The organism is Enterococcus sp. AZ091, from assembly GCF_051714805.1.
Classification (GTDB): domain Bacteria; phylum Bacillota; class Bacilli; order Lactobacillales; family Enterococcaceae; genus Enterococcus_D; species Enterococcus_D gallinarum.
Map to the genome: position 1 here is coordinate 1356421 of NZ_JBIOSO010000001.1, position 16119 is coordinate 1372539.

20 protein-coding genes are annotated in these 16119 nt (G+C 41.2%); all 20 read left to right on the forward strand.

Going from position 1 to position 16119, the window contains the following annotated elements:
* The first annotated feature begins 8 nt into the window (after positions 1-8).
* The 20 genes from smpB to IGJ28_RS06955 all read left to right on the forward strand — a co-directional run bounded on the left by smpB (position 9) and on the right by IGJ28_RS06955 (position 16114).
* Positions 9-467, forward strand: coding sequence for an SsrA-binding protein SmpB (gene smpB, locus IGJ28_RS06860; protein WP_003127581.1), 459 nt, complete (start codon positions 9-11; stop codon positions 465-467).
* A gap of 292 nt (positions 468-759) precedes the next feature.
* Positions 760-1479 carry a F0F1 ATP synthase subunit A gene (gene atpB, locus IGJ28_RS06865; protein WP_003127582.1) on the forward strand — a complete coding sequence of 240 codons (720 nt, stop codon included), beginning with the start codon at positions 760-762 and terminating at the stop codon, positions 1477-1479.
* Between the two features lie 32 nt (positions 1480-1511).
* Positions 1512-1727: an ATP synthase F0 subunit C gene (atpE, locus tag IGJ28_RS06870; RefSeq protein ID WP_003127584.1), complete on the forward strand. Its 216-nt coding sequence runs from the start codon at positions 1512-1514 to the stop codon at positions 1725-1727.
* A gap of 82 nt (positions 1728-1809) precedes the next feature.
* The gene (gene atpF / locus IGJ28_RS06875) at positions 1810-2334 is read left to right on the forward strand and encodes a F0F1 ATP synthase subunit B (RefSeq protein ID WP_003127585.1); all 525 of its coding nucleotides are present in this window, start codon (positions 1810-1812) and stop codon (positions 2332-2334) included.
* Positions 2321-2863, forward strand: a complete 543-nt coding sequence (atpH, locus tag IGJ28_RS06880; protein WP_438845301.1) for an ATP synthase F1 subunit delta — start codon at positions 2321-2323, stop codon at positions 2861-2863. The genes atpF and atpH overlap by 14 nt, the downstream gene beginning before the upstream one ends.
* A gap of 23 nt (positions 2864-2886) precedes the next feature.
* Positions 2887-4443, forward strand: a complete 1557-nt coding sequence (gene atpA / locus IGJ28_RS06885) for a F0F1 ATP synthase subunit alpha (protein ID WP_003127587.1) — start codon at positions 2887-2889, stop codon at positions 4441-4443.
* 15 nt (positions 4444-4458) lie between these two features.
* Complete coding sequence (locus IGJ28_RS06890; RefSeq protein WP_003127588.1) at positions 4459-5361, forward strand: F0F1 ATP synthase subunit gamma; 903 nt, start codon at positions 4459-4461, stop codon at positions 5359-5361.
* A 26-nt stretch (positions 5362-5387) separates the two neighbouring features.
* A complete protein-coding gene (gene atpD, locus IGJ28_RS06895; protein WP_003127589.1) occupies positions 5388-6794 on the forward strand; it encodes a F0F1 ATP synthase subunit beta in 1407 nt (468 codons plus the stop codon).
* A 30-nt stretch (positions 6795-6824) separates the two neighbouring features.
* Positions 6825-7247, forward strand: coding sequence for a F0F1 ATP synthase subunit epsilon (locus IGJ28_RS06900; RefSeq protein WP_003127590.1), 423 nt, complete (start codon positions 6825-6827; stop codon positions 7245-7247).
* Positions 7248-7399: 152 nt separating this feature from the next.
* Positions 7400-7633 carry a DUF1146 family protein gene (locus IGJ28_RS06905; protein WP_003127591.1) on the forward strand — a complete coding sequence of 78 codons (234 nt, stop codon included), beginning with the start codon at positions 7400-7402 and terminating at the stop codon, positions 7631-7633.
* Between the two features lie 92 nt (positions 7634-7725).
* Positions 7726-9015: a UDP-N-acetylglucosamine 1-carboxyvinyltransferase gene (gene murA, locus IGJ28_RS06910; RefSeq protein ID WP_003127592.1), complete on the forward strand. Its 1290-nt coding sequence runs from the start codon at positions 7726-7728 to the stop codon at positions 9013-9015.
* A gap of 15 nt (positions 9016-9030) precedes the next feature.
* Entirely contained in the window at positions 9031-9207 is a 177-nt protein-coding gene (locus IGJ28_RS06915; RefSeq protein ID WP_005471848.1) for a DNA-directed RNA polymerase subunit beta, read from the forward strand.
* 83 nt (positions 9208-9290) lie between these two features.
* Positions 9291-9566, forward strand: coding sequence for a membrane protein insertion efficiency factor YidD (gene yidD / locus IGJ28_RS06920; protein ID WP_003127593.1), 276 nt, complete (start codon positions 9291-9293; stop codon positions 9564-9566).
* Between the two features lie 53 nt (positions 9567-9619).
* Positions 9620-10075: a GNAT family N-acetyltransferase gene (locus tag IGJ28_RS06925; RefSeq protein WP_252712199.1), complete on the forward strand. Its 456-nt coding sequence runs from the start codon at positions 9620-9622 to the stop codon at positions 10073-10075.
* 184 nt (positions 10076-10259) lie between these two features.
* Positions 10260-11132 (forward strand): ROK family protein, encoded by an 873-nt coding sequence (locus IGJ28_RS06930; RefSeq protein ID WP_003127596.1) that lies wholly within the window; start codon positions 10260-10262, stop codon positions 11130-11132.
* 261 nt (positions 11133-11393) lie between these two features.
* Positions 11394-12581: an ABC transporter substrate-binding protein gene (locus IGJ28_RS06935; protein WP_003127598.1), complete on the forward strand. Its 1188-nt coding sequence runs from the start codon at positions 11394-11396 to the stop codon at positions 12579-12581.
* A gap of 209 nt (positions 12582-12790) precedes the next feature.
* Positions 12791-13669, forward strand: coding sequence for a branched-chain amino acid ABC transporter permease (locus IGJ28_RS06940; RefSeq protein ID WP_003127599.1), 879 nt, complete (start codon positions 12791-12793; stop codon positions 13667-13669).
* A 9-nt stretch (positions 13670-13678) separates the two neighbouring features.
* Positions 13679-14656 carry a branched-chain amino acid ABC transporter permease gene (locus tag IGJ28_RS06945; protein ID WP_005471852.1) on the forward strand — a complete coding sequence of 326 codons (978 nt, stop codon included), beginning with the start codon at positions 13679-13681 and terminating at the stop codon, positions 14654-14656.
* Positions 14637-15413: an ABC transporter ATP-binding protein gene (locus IGJ28_RS06950; protein ID WP_252712200.1), complete on the forward strand. Its 777-nt coding sequence runs from the start codon at positions 14637-14639 to the stop codon at positions 15411-15413. The genes IGJ28_RS06945 and IGJ28_RS06950 overlap by 20 nt, the downstream gene beginning before the upstream one ends.
* Positions 15413-16114, forward strand: coding sequence for an ABC transporter ATP-binding protein (locus tag IGJ28_RS06955; protein WP_005471855.1), 702 nt, complete (start codon positions 15413-15415; stop codon positions 16112-16114). Before IGJ28_RS06950 ends, IGJ28_RS06955 begins: the two co-directional genes overlap by 1 nt.
* Positions 16115-16119 lie beyond the last annotated feature (5 nt).

The following is a 16119-nucleotide window of genomic DNA, read 5'->3' on the forward strand; positions in this document are numbered from 1 at the left end:
GATGACCGTTGCCTAAGGGAGAGGGCAGACTAATTGCCCAAAACAAAAAAGCTCGTCATGACTACACGATCCTTGATACGATCGAAGCAGGGATCGTGCTGCAAGGAACTGAGATCAAATCGATCCGCAACAGTCGGATCAATCTAAAAGACGGCTTTGTTCGTATCCGTAATGGAGAAGCCTATTTGTATAATGTTCATATAAGTCCTTATGAACAGGGGAACATTTTTAATCATGATCCTTTGCGTACAAGAAAATTGTTACTGCATAAAAAGCAGATTGCTCGGTTAATCGGTGAAAGCAAAAATACAGGAATGACCATTGTTCCGCTAAAAGTTTATATCAAAGATGGTTATGCCAAAGTTTTGATCGGCTTAGCCAAAGGAAAACGCGAATATGACAAGCGAGAAACCCTAAAACGAAAAGATCAGGAACGGCAAATTGATCGTGCTCTTAGAAACTTTTAATCTTCTAAGAAGTTCTTTTAGAATCATTTAAAGTGTATTGCTTTGAGATTAGGGAAAAATTTGGTAGCATTTAAGGCAAAGGTACTGATGTACCAAGCTTTTCATGAAATTTCACGACAGTGTTTCAATTAAGTTTTTTTTCGAATTTTGGCAGAAAAACTTTTTTGTCTAATTTTCTTGAAAATACTTTGAAATTTTCTTGTCGTGGTGGTATGATACCGATTGTTATGAGAGGAAACGCATTGTAACACCAGATATTTTCTGGAGATGACAGGAAAAGAGGTGAGAAAGATTGGATGAAAAATCGCTTATGTTTCACATCGGTCCGATTTGGTTTGATGGAACTGTAGCAATGATGACAATCATTTCTTGTATAATTGTTTTTTTGGTGGTGTTCATTTGTACACGAAATTTGCAAATGAAGCCAAAAGGGAAGCAGAACTTTATTGAATGGGTCATTGATTTTGTTCGCGGAATCGTAGCTGACAATATACCAGGATCGCAAGTGAACAACTTTCATTTGCTGGGTGTAACAATGTTTCTTTTTGTGTTTGTGGCGAATGAAATTGGGCTGGTCACAAAGATCGTGACAGCTGATGATGTCTCTTTATGGAAGAGTCCCACAGCGGATCCTTTTGTCACCTTGACACTTGCACTTATGGTTATTAGTTTGACACATTTCTTTGGTATCAAAACGCTTGGTTTCAAAAACTTTATGATCAATTCTTACTTGAAACCAGTTGGTTTCTTATTACCATTGAAAATTATCGAAGAATTTACAAATGTTATTACTTTGGGCTTACGGCTTTATGGGAATATTTTTGCTGGAGAGGTCTTGTTAGGGTTGATAGCGAATATGTTCACAAGTCTAGGTTGGTGGTCATTGCCTATCGCGATGCCGCTTGAAATGATTTGGATTGGCTTCTCATTGTTTATAGGCGCCATCCAAGCCTATGTATTTGTCACATTGACCATGGTATTTATGAGCCACAAAATCGTGGCGGAACACTAATCAAAACAAACACTTTTAGGAGGAAAAACAATATGAATTTCATCGGAGCAGGATTAGCAATTATCGGAGCAGCAATTGGTGCAGGTTATGGTAACGGACAAGTAATCGCCAAAACGATCGAATCAATGGCACGTCAACCTGAAATGTCAGGTCAATTACGTTCAACAATGTTTATCGGGGTAGCGCTAGTCGAAGCTGTGCCTATTTTGGGGGTAGTTATCGCGTTGCTATTAGTCTTCCAAGGCTAAACGTGAAAAAGGCAGAAACGAACAATGCACTCGTTTTTGCTTTTTTAAATGAGAGAATTACTTTCAGAAAGGAAGAGTCGTTATGCTAAATCACTTGGTTCTAGCAGAAGTAAAAAATGCTATGCTTGGCAATATTATTCTTGTCAGCGGCTCAATTCTTCTTTTGCTATTCTTGTTGAAACACTTTGCATGGGATGCCATTAGTAGCATGATGCAAAAACGGGAAGAAAAAATCGCCAATGATTTGGATTCAGCGGAACAATCCCGCTTGAATGCAGCGAAACTGGAAAAAGAACGCCAAGAAAAATTGGCCAATTCCCATTCAGAAGCTGCGGAGATCATCAAAAGCGCCAAAGACAGCGGAGAATTGAGTCGCCAAAATATTTTGAACGAGACCAAAGAAGAAGTTTCTCGTTTGAAAGAAAAAGCTCACTCAGATATCACGCTTGAAAAAGAAGCTGCGTTAAAAGAAGTCAAAGATGATGTTGCAGATCTTTCACTTCAAATCGCAGAAAAAATCTTGGGCCGTGAATTGACTCCCGAAAATCATGAATCTTTAATTAATCAATATATCGAAGGATTAGGTTCAGTCAATGAAACTCGATAAATTTACTGTAGGTAAACGCTATGGCAAGGCGTTGTTCGAATTGGCGATGGAAGAACAACGAGCTGAAGCTGTTTATCATGAGTTGATGACACTACGTCAGATTTATCAAAAGATTCCGATGTTTGGCCAAATCGTGACCGATAATCGTTTGGATCTTCATGAAAAAAGAAAACTTGTTGATCAGTTATTTAATAACTTTGATGGATTAGTCAAAAATTTTCTTGAGATCGTGTATGAATATAATCGTATGGACGACCTATTGCTGATCATTGATGAGTATGAACGCCGCTATGACGAGCAGCAAGGTTTAGTCAGTGGTACGGTGACCACAGCAGTTGCATTGTCGTCAAGTCAAAAAGAACAATTGTCGAAACAAATCGCACAGACGCTCGGCTACCAGAAAGCAGTGCTTTCAGAAAAAGTTGATCCAGCCATTTTAGGTGGGGTCATCGTGGAAGCCAATCATCAAGTGATCGACGGTAGTATTAAGAGCCAACTGGATTATCTGCGACAACAGATCGGCAGATAAACAAGAGATAAGAGGTGAATCGGATGGCCATCAAAGCAGAAGAAATAAGTGCCTTGATCAAAGAACAAATCAAAAATTATCAAAATGAACTTTCTGTAGAAGAAATTGGAACAGTCACATACGTAGGGGATGGGATCGCCCGGGCTCACGGATTAGAAAATGCGATGAGTGGAGAATTGCTTGAGTTTTCAAACGGTTCTTACGGTATGGCCCAAAACTTGGAATCAAACGATGTAGGGATCATCATCTTAGGTGAATTTGAATCCATTCGTGAAGGTGACAAAGTAAAACGTACTGGAAAAATCATGGAAGTTCCTGTTGGGGATGCCTTGATTGGACGAGTAGTGAATCCGTTAGGACAACCAATCGATGGCTTAGGTCCAATCGATACAGATAAATCTCGTCCGGTAGAAGCAGCTGCACCTGGTGTTATGCAACGTAAATCCGTTTCAGAACCAATGCAGACTGGATTGAAAGCCATTGATGCTTTAGTTCCAATCGGACGCGGACAACGTGAATTGGTCATTGGTGACCGTAAAACAGGGAAGACAACCATCGCAATCGATACGATCATCAACCAAAAAGGTCAAAATATGATCTGTATTTATGTAGCGATCGGTCAAAAAGATTCCACGGTTCGTGCACAAGTAGAAACATTGCGCCGTTATGGTGCGCTTGACTATACGATCGTGGTATCAGCCGGTGCTTCTCAACCTGCACCACTATTATATATCGCCCCTTATGCTGGAGCAGCAATGGGTGAAGAATTCATGTATAACGGTAAACACGTTTTGATCGTTTTTGATGATTTATCAAAACAAGCCGTTGCTTATCGGGAACTTTCCTTACTACTTCGTCGTCCGCCAGGTCGTGAAGCTTACCCAGGGGACGTTTTCTACTTGCATTCTCGCTTATTGGAACGGGCTGCAAAATTAAGTGATGAACTAGGCGGAGGCTCAATGACTGCCTTGCCATTCGTTGAAACCCAAGCAGGAGATATCTCTGCTTATATTCCAACCAACGTGATCTCCATTACAGACGGACAAATTTTCTTAGAAAATGACCTGTTTTATTCAGGTGTTCGCCCTGCCGTAGCTGCCGGACTTTCCGTTTCACGGGTTGGGGGTTCTGCACAAATCAAAGCGATGAAGAAAGTGGCTGGAACATTGCGTTTGGACTTGGCAAGTTACCGCGAGTTAGAAGCCTTCACGCAATTTGGTTCTGATTTAGATGCCGCTACTCAAGCAAAATTGAATCGTGGACGTCGGACTGTTGAAATTTTGAAACAAAAACTGCATGAACCATTGGCAGTTGAAAAACAAGTGGTTATTTTATACGCATTGACGCACGGATTCCTTGACAGTGTGCCAGTAAATAAAGTATTAGACTTTGAAGCAGAATTGTTTGAATACATTGAAGCAAATCAAGCAGATGTGTTTGAAACGATTCGTGCAACGAAAGACTTGCCAGAAGAAAGCTTATTAGATGACACAATCAAAGCATTCAAAGATATTTTCATGGCTGCAAATACATCACGTGTTTCAGCACAAGACAAAATGTCAACAATGCAAAATGCATAAAAGAGGTGAGAATGAATGGCTGCTTCATTAAATGAGATCAAGCAACGAATTGCCTCAACCAAGAAAACCAGTCAGATCACAAACGCCATGCAAATGGTTTCGGCTGCTAAATTGACTAAATCAGAAGCACACTCAAAACAATTTCAAGTCTATGCAACGAAAGTGCGTGAGATCGTTACTCACCTTACTGCGCAACAACTCTCAGATCTTGCAGCTGCTGGACCTAAAGAGGGCGTCAATTACAACAGTATGCTTGTTAGTCGTCCTGTAAAGCGCACTGGCTATATCGTCATTACTTCAGATGGCGGTTTAGTCGGTGGCTACAACAGTTCGATTTTGAAACAAATGATGACGATGCTGGACGAAGATCATGCTCAAGATGAAGAATATGTTATGATCGCCATCGGTGCGACAGGAGCAGATTTCTTTAAAACACGAGGAATCAAGTTAGCTTATGAGTTGAGAAATCTTTCCGATCAGCCAAGTTTTGACGAAGTGCGTAAAATTGTTACCTTAGCTACAACGATGTATCAAAATGAAGTATTTGATGAACTATATGTTTGTTATAACCATCACATCAATTCGTTGACGAGCCAATTTCGCGTGGAAAAAATGCTGCCTATCTCAGATTTGGATCCAGAAGAAGCAGAAAGCTATGAACAAGAGTATTTGTTTGAGCCTTCAAGAGAAGCAATTTTGGATCAGTTGTTGCCGCAATATGCTGAAAGCTTGATTTATGGTGCCATTGTCGATGCCAAAACAGCAGAGCATGCTGCTGGAATGACTGCGATGAAGACGGCAACAGATAATGCCAAAAATATTATTGGGGATTTGACGATTTCTTATAACCGGGCGCGTCAAGGAGCAATCACCCAAGAAATTACTGAAATTGTTGCGGGGGCATCCGCGTTAGAATAATTTCGAGAACGAATGGAGGAATACGAATGAGTTCAGGCAAGATTGTTCAAGTCATTGGTCCCGTTGTCGACGTGGAATTCTCTCTAGACCAATCCTTACCAGATATCAACAATGCGTTGATCGTTTACAAAAAAGACGAGAAAAAAACAAAAGTAGTATTGGAAGCCGCTTTAGAACTAGGGGATGGTGTGATCCGCACCATCGCAATGGAATCTACAGACGGTTTGCAACGAGGAATGGAAGTCATCGATACAGGTGCCTCAATCTCTGTCCCTGTAGGAACAGATACTCTAGGCCGAGTATTTAATGTACTAGGCGATACTATCGACTTGGAAGCACCATTCCCAGAAGATGCCAAACGTAGTGGTATCCACAAAAAAGCCCCAGATTTCGATGAATTGTCAACAAGTACAGAAATCCTTGAAACTGGGATCAAAGTTATCGATTTATTAGCTCCTTACTTAAAAGGTGGTAAAGTCGGCTTGTTCGGTGGTGCCGGTGTTGGTAAAACCGTATTGATTCAAGAATTGATTCACAATATCGCTCAAGAGCATGGGGGAATTTCAGTATTTACCGGTGTTGGCGAGCGGACGCGTGAAGGTAATGACTTGTATTATGAAATGAAAGAATCAGGCGTTATCGAAAAGACAGCCATGGTTTTCGGTCAAATGAATGAACCACCAGGTGCCCGGATGCGGGTTGCTTTGACTGGTTTGACCATAGCTGAGTATTTCCGTGACGTTGAAGGTCAAGATGTGCTCTTGTTTATCGATAATATTTTCCGTTTCACACAAGCGGGTTCTGAAGTATCTGCCTTGTTAGGCCGGATGCCATCAGCCGTTGGTTATCAACCAACTCTAGCAACTGAAATGGGTCAATTACAAGAACGAATCACTTCTACGAAAAAAGGATCTGTAACATCGATTCAAGCCATCTATGTGCCAGCCGATGACTATACTGACCCAGCACCAGCAACTGCATTTGCCCATTTGGATGCGACAACGAACTTGGAACGTAAATTGACTGAACAAGGGATTTATCCTGCGGTAGATCCATTGGCTTCATCATCAAGTGCATTAGCTCCTGAAATCGTAGGGGAAAAACACTATGAAGTAGCAACCGAAGTTCAGCATGCGTTGCAACGTTACCGTGAATTGCAAGATATCATCGCGATCTTAGGGATGGATGAATTGTCAGATGAAGAAAAGACTCTCGTAGCGCGTGCGCGTCGAATCCAATTCTTCTTATCACAAAACTTCCACGTAGCGGAACAATTTACAGGACAACCAGGTTCTTATGTGCCAGTTGAAGAAACCATCAAAGGATTTGCTGAGATTTTAGAAGGTAAATACGATGATCTTCCTGAAGAAGCCTTCCGAAGTGTAGGTCGAATCGAAGATGTAATTGAAAAAGCAAAAGCACTAGGTTATTAATAAGCAACCATAGAGAAAGAGGGGAACCTCATGGATCAATTTTTAACGGTTAATGTGGTGACACCTGCTGGTTTGGTGTATGAACACCATGCCAAAATCGTGGTTGCACGAACGACAGATGGAGAAATCGGGATCTTACCGCAACACGCGCCGATCATCGTGCCTTTGGCTATCGATGAAGTTCGAGTGAAACGGATCGATTCCGATACTCACGTCGATTGGATCGCTGTCAATGGCGGAATCATGGAAGTGCGGGACAATGTAGTTTCAATTGTAGCCGATAGTGCTGAACGTGATCGTGATATCGATGTTTCTCGTGCTGAACGTGCCAAACAGCGTGCCGAAAAGCAAATCGAAGAAGCAAAACAAGTGGAAGATATCGACCAATTACGACGTGCGACTGTTGCTTTGCATCGTGCAATCAATCGAATCAATGTGTCAAAACATTCCTAAGCGAAGACCAGTGGTCTTTGCTTTTTTTTATCTCAAAAACGTTTTAAAGTCTTTTTAAAGTCTTCCAATGAAAGTTTCAAGAAAGAATATTTTGGCTCTTTTAAATTTTGTGGTATGATAGTAACGTTCAGATGTGAAAAGGAGAATCGAGGATGCAAGTTTACGGAGTAGATGCGATTATTCGTATCGTCAGTCATTTAGCATTTATCTATTTAGCGTTTTGGGCGTTGCAGTCTTTGCGGATCGATGCTTTTTTTAAAGCCTTACAAACGACGCAAATACGGATGGTCATGGTCTTTTTAGCAATTGCTTTAGGCTATACTGCTAGCACTTTTTTCCTTGAACTGATTGCATTATGCCGTAATTTATTTTTAATAGGTTTTTAAGAAATTCAATAATACATGCAGGTTGTGCGATTGTATGCTATAATTGTCAAGATTTTGTGTATGATTCAACTGCATTATTTGGAGGGAACAAAATGGAAGAGATTATCGTTCAAGGTGGTAATCGTTTAATTGGAACTGTCAAGGTTGAAGGTGCAAAGAATGCCGTTTTACCTATTTTAGCAGCAAGTTTGTTAGCAGAAGAAGGAACAACGACTTTAGAGAATGTACCGATTTTATCTGATGTTTTGACAATGAATGAAGTGATCCGTCATTTAAACGTCGAGATTGCTTTTGATCAATCAAAAAATACCATTACAATGGATGCTTCCCGCGAATTAGCTATTGAAGCACCGTATGAATATGTTAGTCAAATGCGTGCGTCAATCGTTGTTATGGGACCTTTATTAGCCAGAAATGGTCATGCGAAAGTTGCAATGCCAGGAGGTTGTGCTATTGGCAAACGACCAATTGATCTGCATCTCAAAGGATTCCAAGCTCTGGGAGCTGAAATTATTCAAAAAGATGGCTACATAGAAGCGATTGCTAGTGAGTTAAAAGGAAATACGATCTACCTTGATTTTCCGAGTGTAGGCGCTACTCAAAACATCATGATGGCAGCAGTCAAAGCCAAAGGAACGACGATCATTGAGAACGTCGCTCGAGAGCCTGAAATCGTAGATTTAGCGAACATTTTAAATAAAATGGGCGCAAAAGTCTTTGGTGCTGGGACAGAAACCATGCGCATTGAAGGCGTCGACCATTTGCATGCGGTCTCTCATGCGATCGTACAAGACCGTATTGAAGCAGGAACTTTCATGGTAGCTGCTGCAATGACAGAAGGCGATGTGATTATCAAAGATGCAATTTCTGAACACAATCGTCCACTGATTTCAAAATTAACTGAAATGGGTGCTAAAATCACTGAAGTTCCAGAAGGGATTCGGGTAGTTGGACCTAAAACAATCAAAGCAACTGATGTAAAAACGATGCCTCATCCAGGTTTCCCAACAGATATGCAAGCGCAAATGACTGCGATTCAAATGTTGGCTGATGGGACTAGCATCGTGAATGAAACGGTTTTTGAAAATCGCTTCCAACATTTAGAAGAAATGCGCCGTATGAACGGTCATGTTAAAATTGACGGAAACATCGCTGTGATCGAAGGCGGCCACGAATTACAAGGCGCGCTAGTTTATGCAACGGATCTACGAGCGGCAGCAGCTTTGATTTTATTAGGCTTGCGTTCAAACGGATTGACTCGTGTCCGTAATCTGAAGTATCTTGACCGTGGCTATTATAAATTCCACGAAAAATTGCAACAGTTAGGTGCTTCTGTTGAGCGGGTAACAACTTCTGAAAAAACAGCACCAGTAACCGTTTAAAGAGGAGATGCGACCTTGAAGCTTAATCGATATATTTTAACTAGTTTGGTAAAAATTTTGTTGGTTATCTTATTGGCGATCCTGCTCTTTATTGCCGGCACTATGATCGGCTATGGTATCATTGGAGACGGTATGCCGTTAAAAGTGTTCTCGCCTCATCTATGGAACCATATATTGGACTTCATGAAGTAAACAAAGCTGAAACTAGAATGGAGCACATTGCTTTATTCTAGTTTTTTTCAATTCTATAAATAGAAGAGAGAGGAGTATGAGATGTGAGCAAGCTTTTGATTGGATTTGTTCGGCTGTATCAGCGATTCATCTCTCCCTTATTTCCCCCTAGCTGTCGCTATTATCCTACGTGTTCGTCCTATATGATTCAGGCGATCCAAGTACATGGGGCAGGTAAAGGAAGTTTGATGGGAATCTCGCGAATTTTACGTTGTCATCCCTTTGTAAAAGGGGGAATCGACTACGTACCTCAGCGCTTTACACTAAAACGAAATACCCAAGATCAGGAGCAGCCTACTTATCACTATCGCAAAAAATAAACCCTTCAAACTGCAGGGGTAGGCAGGAATGAACGGAGTAAAGGAGCAAAACGATGATTCGAGCTTTATCACCAAAAGAATCTTTGCCATGGCCGCTATTACTGGATGCTGATCCAGAAAAAGAAGCGGTAGATCGATACATACAAGCCAGTGAGATTCTTGTTTTTGAAAATGAGCAGCAGATCGTAGGAGTGATTGTTTATCAACTGCAAACAGCAGGATGGGAAATCATGAATGTTGCTGTTGCACCGGAAGCACAGAATCAAGGAATCGGTGGTCGTTTACTGACCGCAGCGTTAAGTAAGATTGCTGCAACAAAAACTACGGAAACTCTTTGTGTAACTATCAAAACTGGTAATCTTCCTTCCGCAGCGTTAACACTTTATAAAAAAATGGGTTTCATTGAAAAAAAAGTAGTCAAAAACTATTTTGTCGATCATTACAAAGAGCCCATTTGTGAGAACGGCATTCTACTTACTGATCAAGTGATTTTAGAGAAAATTCTCTAAAAAGCATCTCGCGCACTTTGACTTCATTTGAAAAATGGGTTTTGTCCGCCATTCATGTTACTCTGAATCAAATCATTTAGAGCGCGTTATTGTCCTTTTCAACGAAATCAACAGAAATCGCTTTCTTAACTGAGGAAAGTACAGTAAAATAAGGGAGACAACTGAGTGAGAAAGGAATGTTGAGATGACATTACTAGTATTTGATATGGGCGGTTCTGCAGTGAAATATGGATTATGGCAGGACGAACAATTAAGTGACAAAGGACAATTTGCGACGCCTGATACTTGGCAAAAAATGAAAGAAGAGCTCAAAGCAATTCGAGATAGCATTAAAAAACCTCTTGAAGGCGTTGGCATTAGTGCGCCAGGAGCGGTGAATGTTGCACAGCAGCAGATCAATGGGATCAGCGCCATTCCATATATTCACGGATTTAATATTTTCGCTGAATTGGAAGCGTTATTTCAATTGCCAGTCACTATTGAGAATGATGCCAATTGTGCCGGAATGGCAGAATTTTATCAAGGCGCTGGGAAAGATTTTGACACGGCAGCATTCATCGTGATTGGTACTGGGGTCGGCGGAGCACTTTTTCAACAAGGAAAACTGATCAAAGGCGCCCATCTTTACGGCGGCGAGTTTGGTTTGATGGTTCTTGATAAAGGCAAATCTTTTTCACAGTTAGGGACGGCTGTTCAAATGGCTTGGCGTTATTGTGACCGAATCGGTGTGGACCGCAAAACGATCAGTGGCGAGGAAGTCTTTCGTCGAGCAGAAGAAGGTGATATTATCGCCAAAGAAGAGGTAGACAAATTTTATCGCTATTTGACTGAAGGGTTATTCAGCATCCAATTTGCTTTTGACCCTGAAGTATTGATTATTGGTGGCGGAGTCAGTGCAAAAGCAGGATTGTTGCCAGAAATCAATCAACGAATGAAGAAAATGCTGGCAGCACAAGACTTAAATGACTTTGTTCCACTGATTAAGCTTTGTGATTATCGAAACGATGCCAATCTAGTTGGAGCGGCAGCTAATTTCACCGCACAAGTGCTGAATTGATTCAGCGCATTGTTGCTGCCATTTTTTTCAATTTTAAACATAAACCTTGAATCAACAGATACACAAGTTGTGATCACTTTGGAAGAGTGGTCACAACTATTTTTTTCGGAAATCGATTACAATCGCGACGCATCAATCTTTATTTTTTTTAAAATAATTTAAAGTATCTGAATAAAGAAAATATTCTGATAATTCGTTGACATTTTCCCTATTATTAAGTATATTTGATAACATATCCATGGGAGTAGGGGAGGAATAATGATGAAAAAGAAATTTGCATTTTTATTTGCTAGTTTATTTTTATTATCGGCTTGTAGTGCGGGACCAACTGGTGGTTCCACTAGCGGTAGCGGTTCTGCTAGCGGTGGCAACAAACAAGAAGGTGATACGATCAAAATTGGTGTCAATTTAGAATTATCGGGTGCTGTTGCAGCTTATGGAACGGCGGAAAAAGAAGGAATTGATCTGGCGGTTGAAGAAATCAATGAGAGTGGCGGTATCTTAGGAAAACAAATTGAAATTGTTTCAAAAGATAACAAATCTGACAATAATGAGTCAGCGACAGTCGCAGCCAATTTAACGACCAATGATAAAGTAGTAGCAATGATCGGGCCAGCAACTTCAGGTGCGACGAAGGCGGCATTGCCAAATGTCACCAAAGCACAAGTTCCGTTAGTGACACCTTCCGGAACAGATGATGCGATTACTGTCAGCAGTGACAAAGTTCAAGGATTTGCTTTCCGTTCTTGTTTCCAAGACAGTTTCCAAGGAACGATCTTAGCAAAATATGCTGCAGACAACTTGGATGCTAAAAAAGCAATTATTTTAGGCGATAATTCCAGCGACTATGCGAATGGATTATCAGCAGCCTTTAAAGATAGCTACAATGGCGACATTGTACTCGAAGAGAATTTCACAGAAGGTGACAAAGATTTCCAAGCGGTGTTGACGAAAATCAAAAATGCTGACTTTGATGTATTGTTCATTCCTGGCTACTACACCGAAGCTGGTTTGATTATCAAGCAAGCCCGAGAATTAGGAATCGATCAGCCAATTATTGGTGCGGATGGCTTTGGTGATGAAAAAATGGTCCAAACAGCAGGAGCGGAAAATGTATCGGATGTTTATTATACAGGACACTTCTCAACTAAAGCTCCTGCCAATGACAAGGTAGAACCTTTTGTCGAAGCATTCAAAGCAAAGTATAGCAAAGAACCTTCCGCATTTAATGCATTGGCATACGACGCTGTCTACATGATCAAACAAGCCATTGAAGATCAAGATTCAGCAGACTCAACTGCGATTGCTGAAGGACTATCTGCTTTGAAAAACTTCCAAGGTGTGACGGGAGAGATCACCATGGACAAAAATCATAATCCAGAAAAATCAGCAGTTGTATTAGGACTAACTGAAGGTAAAGAAACGTCAGCTGATACAGTAAATCCTTAAATAGAAGGACCGTTCTTTACACGATCAAATAGGGACTGAGACAAAGTCGAAGGTAAGCGAACAAAATGATGAACGATAAATGAAAAAGTCGTAAATCTGTGATCCTATCAATCATGACAGATACTCATTTGACTCGTTGCTGCAGACTTCTGTCGCGGTTCCTTTTTCTTAGACAAGTATCAAGAATTTAAGGTATTGGAAGTGAAAACATGGAAATGATGATCCAACAACTAATCAACGGTTTATTTCTAGGTAGTATCTATGCCTTATTAGCGTTAGGCTACACGATGGTTTACGGCATCATTAAACTGATCAACTTTGCTCATGGTGAAGTGTATATGATCGGCAGTTTTATTGGTTATTTTTTGATCAATCAATGGAATCTGGGCTTTTTTCCTGCACTATTCATCTCAATGATCGCTAGTGCAGCGTTAGGCGTGACGATCGAGTTTCTGGCCTATCGCCCACTCCGGAATTCCACCCGGATCTCGGCTTTGATCACCGCTATCGGTGTTTCCTATTTATTGCAAAATGTCATGATTTTTTTCTTTTCACCAGATGTCCGACCATTTCCACAAGCCATTGCCCGCAAAACTTATAGTATTGGTTTTGTGGAGGTAAGTAACATACAATTATTGATTTTAGCAGTCTCATTGGCGTTAATGATCCTTTTACAGCTAATCGTCAAGAAAACCAGAATGGGAAAAGCGATGCGTGCTGTTAGCGTGGATGCGGATGCCGCACGGTTGATGGGGATCAATGTCAATCGGACGATTTCCTTCACATTTGCTCTTGGTTCTGCGTTAGCAGCTGCTGGTGGGATGTTAATTGGATTGTATTACAATTCGATCGATCCTACGATGGGGGTTGTGCCGGGACTAAAATCTTTTGTTGCGGCTGTATTAGGCGGTATAGGGATCATTCCTGGGGCAGCATTAGGTGGCTTCGTGATCGGACTAATTGAAACAGTTGCTACTGCATTAGGTTTTTCTGATTATAAAGATGCTTTAGTCTATGTCATTTTAATAATTATATTGTTGGTCCGTCCGGCAGGAATATTGGGCAAGAACCTGAAAGAGAAAGTGTAGGTGTCAGTGATGAAAAAGAATTTGAAATACAACATTACTTGGTTAGCACTCGCCGCTGTTATCTACTTTGGTTTGTTTGCAGCTTATAACGGCGGATTGATCAATCTATTTTCAGACGCGATTATCGTCAATATCGGAATCAATATTATTTTAGCAGTAGGGCTAAATTTAATTATTGGTTTTTCGGGACAATTTTCTTTAGGTCATGCAGGTTTTATGGCGATTGGTGCTTACGCAGGGGCAATTTTAACAGCCAACAATCCTACATTTGGCGGATTTCTTTCTGGTCTGATCGTGGGGATGTTCGTTTCGGGGCTGATCGCACTAGTTGTCGGGATTCCAACATTGCGCTTGAAAGGAGACTACTTAGCGATTGCAACGTTAGGTGTTTCAGAGATTATCCGTATCTTATTAGTCAATTTACGAGGATTGACGAATGGACCTGCAGGGATATTCGGGTTACCGCAATTCAGTAATTGGCAAATCGTCTTTCTTTTTGCTGTCGGCTCCATCTTGGTGGTCTCTAATTTTATCCATAGTGGACCAGGACGAGCAACATTAGCGATACGAGAAGATGAGATCGCTGCGGAAGCAATGGGGGTCAATACAACGAAATACAAAGTGATTGCTTTTGTGATGGGTGCTGTCATGGCTAGTATTGCCGGTACATTATATGCAAGTTATCAACAATCGGTATTTCCGAAAGATTATGGCTTTATGAAATCGATCGATGTCTTGATCATCGTTGTGTTTGGCGGGATCGGTAGTACGACAGGAGCAGTGGTTTCAGCGGTCGTATTAGGTATATTGAATATGTACTTACAAGGCTTCTCAGATTTGCGCATGATTATTTACGCACTGGCATTGATCGCCATTATGATTTTCAAGCCAAGTGGACTTTTGGGAACTTGGGAATTTTCTGTGAAGCGCATCTTTGATAAATTTACAAAAAAGGGGGATGACACGAATGCCTCTATTGGAAGTTAAGAAGCTGACTAAGAACTTTGGTGGTTTGGCGGCAGTTTCACATGTCGATTTACATTTAGAAACTAATGAACTAGTTGGCCTGATTGGTCCGAATGGTGCAGGGAAAACGACACTCTTCAATCTGCTGACAGGCGTCTATGAACCAAGTGAAGGCGACGTTCTTTTAGAAGAACAAGGACAATCCAAGCGATTAAATGGGGAGAAGCCCTATCATATCGCAGCTATGGGATTATCCCGAACCTTCCAAAACATTCGGTTGTTCAAAGATCTTACAGTGATGGACAATGTTCTGATTGCCATGAACAGCAAACAAAAAGAAGGCTTTTTTATGAGTGTGTTGCGGTTGCCAAAGTTTTATCACAAAGAGGCTGCAATGAAAGAGAAAGTCATGGAATTATTGCGTATCTTTGACTTAGAAAATAAAAGCCAAACACTAGCAAAAAATCTTCCTTACGGTGAACAACGACGTCTTGAGATCGTTCGGGCATTGGCTACTGAACCAAAGATCCTTTTTCTTGATGAGCCAGCCGCCGGGATGAACCCTCAGGAAACAGCGGAACTGACTAAATTGATCTACCGTATCCAAAAAGACTTTCAACTGACGATTTTATTGATCGAACATGACATGAGTTTAGTCATGGAGGTTTGTGAACGCATCTATGTACTGGAATATGGGCAAGTGATTGCTCATGGAAAGCCAGAAGAGATCAAAAATGATCCGCGAGTGATCGAAGCCTATTTAGGAGGGGAACTCTAATGCTGCGTATTGAAAATTTAAGTGTCCATTACGGCATGATCCAAGCGGTTCATGATGTTTCCTTTGAAGTCAATCAAGGAGAGATCGTCTCGTTGATCGGTGCCAATGGTGCAGGGAAAACGACAATTTTGCGGACGATTTCCGGTCTGATCCGACCCTCTAAAGGCACGATTCTCTTTGAAGGCAAACCCATCCAAAAAGAAGCTCCACAAAAAATCGTTGCTAATGGATTATCACAAGTACCTGAAGGACGTCACGTTTTTCCAGGACTCTCCGTTCAAGAAAACCTTGAGATGGGCGCTTTTTTGCGAAAAGACAATCAAGTCAAAGAGGACTATCAGCAGGTCTTCACGAAATTTCCTGTCCTAAAAGAACGACTAAGTCAAGATGCTTCAACGTTATCAGGAGGAGAACAGCAGATGTTGGCAATGGGACGTGCACTGATGTCCAAGCCTCGGTTGCTTTTACTCGATGAACCATCCATGGGCCTAGCCCCAATATTCATCAAAGAGATCTTCTCGATTATCCAAGAAATCAAACAGCAAGGAACGACCGTTTTATTGATTGAGCAGAATGCCAAAATGGCTTTGTCCATTGCTGACCGCGGGTATGTTCTAGAGACTGGCAAAATCGTCTTGCAAGGAAGCGGGCAAGAGTTATTGGAAAGTGATGAAGTCAAGAAAGCCTATCTAGGCGGTTAATAGCT

What these genes read in the sequence shown, in the direction of transcription:
- IGJ28_RS06930 (WP_003127596.1), top strand. Translation starts at nt 10,260, where the DNA reads ATGACATTACTAGTATTTGATATGGGCGGTTCTGCAGTGAAATATGGA.
- IGJ28_RS06900 (WP_003127590.1), top strand. Translation starts at nt 6,825, where the DNA reads ATGGATCAATTTTTAACGGTTAATGTGGTGACACCTGCTGGTTTGGTG.
- murA (WP_003127592.1), top strand. Translation starts at nt 7,726, where the DNA reads ATGGAAGAGATTATCGTTCAAGGTGGTAATCGTTTAATTGGAACTGTC.
- IGJ28_RS06935 (WP_003127598.1), top strand. Translation starts at nt 11,394, where the DNA reads ATGAAAAAGAAATTTGCATTTTTATTTGCTAGTTTATTTTTATTATCG.
- IGJ28_RS06945 (WP_005471852.1), top strand. Translation starts at nt 13,679, where the DNA reads ATGAAAAAGAATTTGAAATACAACATTACTTGGTTAGCACTCGCCGCT.
- IGJ28_RS06890 (WP_003127588.1), top strand. Translation starts at nt 4,459, where the DNA reads ATGGCTGCTTCATTAAATGAGATCAAGCAACGAATTGCCTCAACCAAG.
- atpA (WP_003127587.1), top strand. Translation starts at nt 2,887, where the DNA reads ATGGCCATCAAAGCAGAAGAAATAAGTGCCTTGATCAAAGAACAAATC.
- IGJ28_RS06940 (WP_003127599.1), top strand. Translation starts at nt 12,791, where the DNA reads ATGGAAATGATGATCCAACAACTAATCAACGGTTTATTTCTAGGTAGT.
- atpF (WP_003127585.1), top strand. Translation starts at nt 1,810, where the DNA reads ATGCTAAATCACTTGGTTCTAGCAGAAGTAAAAAATGCTATGCTTGGC.
- IGJ28_RS06925 (WP_252712199.1), top strand. Translation starts at nt 9,620, where the DNA reads ATGATTCGAGCTTTATCACCAAAAGAATCTTTGCCATGGCCGCTATTA.
- IGJ28_RS06950 (WP_252712200.1), top strand. Translation starts at nt 14,637, where the DNA reads ATGCCTCTATTGGAAGTTAAGAAGCTGACTAAGAACTTTGGTGGTTTG.
- IGJ28_RS06955 (WP_005471855.1), top strand. Translation starts at nt 15,413, where the DNA reads ATGCTGCGTATTGAAAATTTAAGTGTCCATTACGGCATGATCCAAGCG.
- atpE (WP_003127584.1), top strand. Translation starts at nt 1,512, where the DNA reads ATGAATTTCATCGGAGCAGGATTAGCAATTATCGGAGCAGCAATTGGT.
- atpD (WP_003127589.1), top strand. Translation starts at nt 5,388, where the DNA reads ATGAGTTCAGGCAAGATTGTTCAAGTCATTGGTCCCGTTGTCGACGTG.
- IGJ28_RS06905 (WP_003127591.1), top strand. Translation starts at nt 7,400, where the DNA reads ATGCAAGTTTACGGAGTAGATGCGATTATTCGTATCGTCAGTCATTTA.
- atpH (WP_438845301.1), top strand. Translation starts at nt 2,321, where the DNA reads ATGAAACTCGATAAATTTACTGTAGGTAAACGCTATGGCAAGGCGTTG.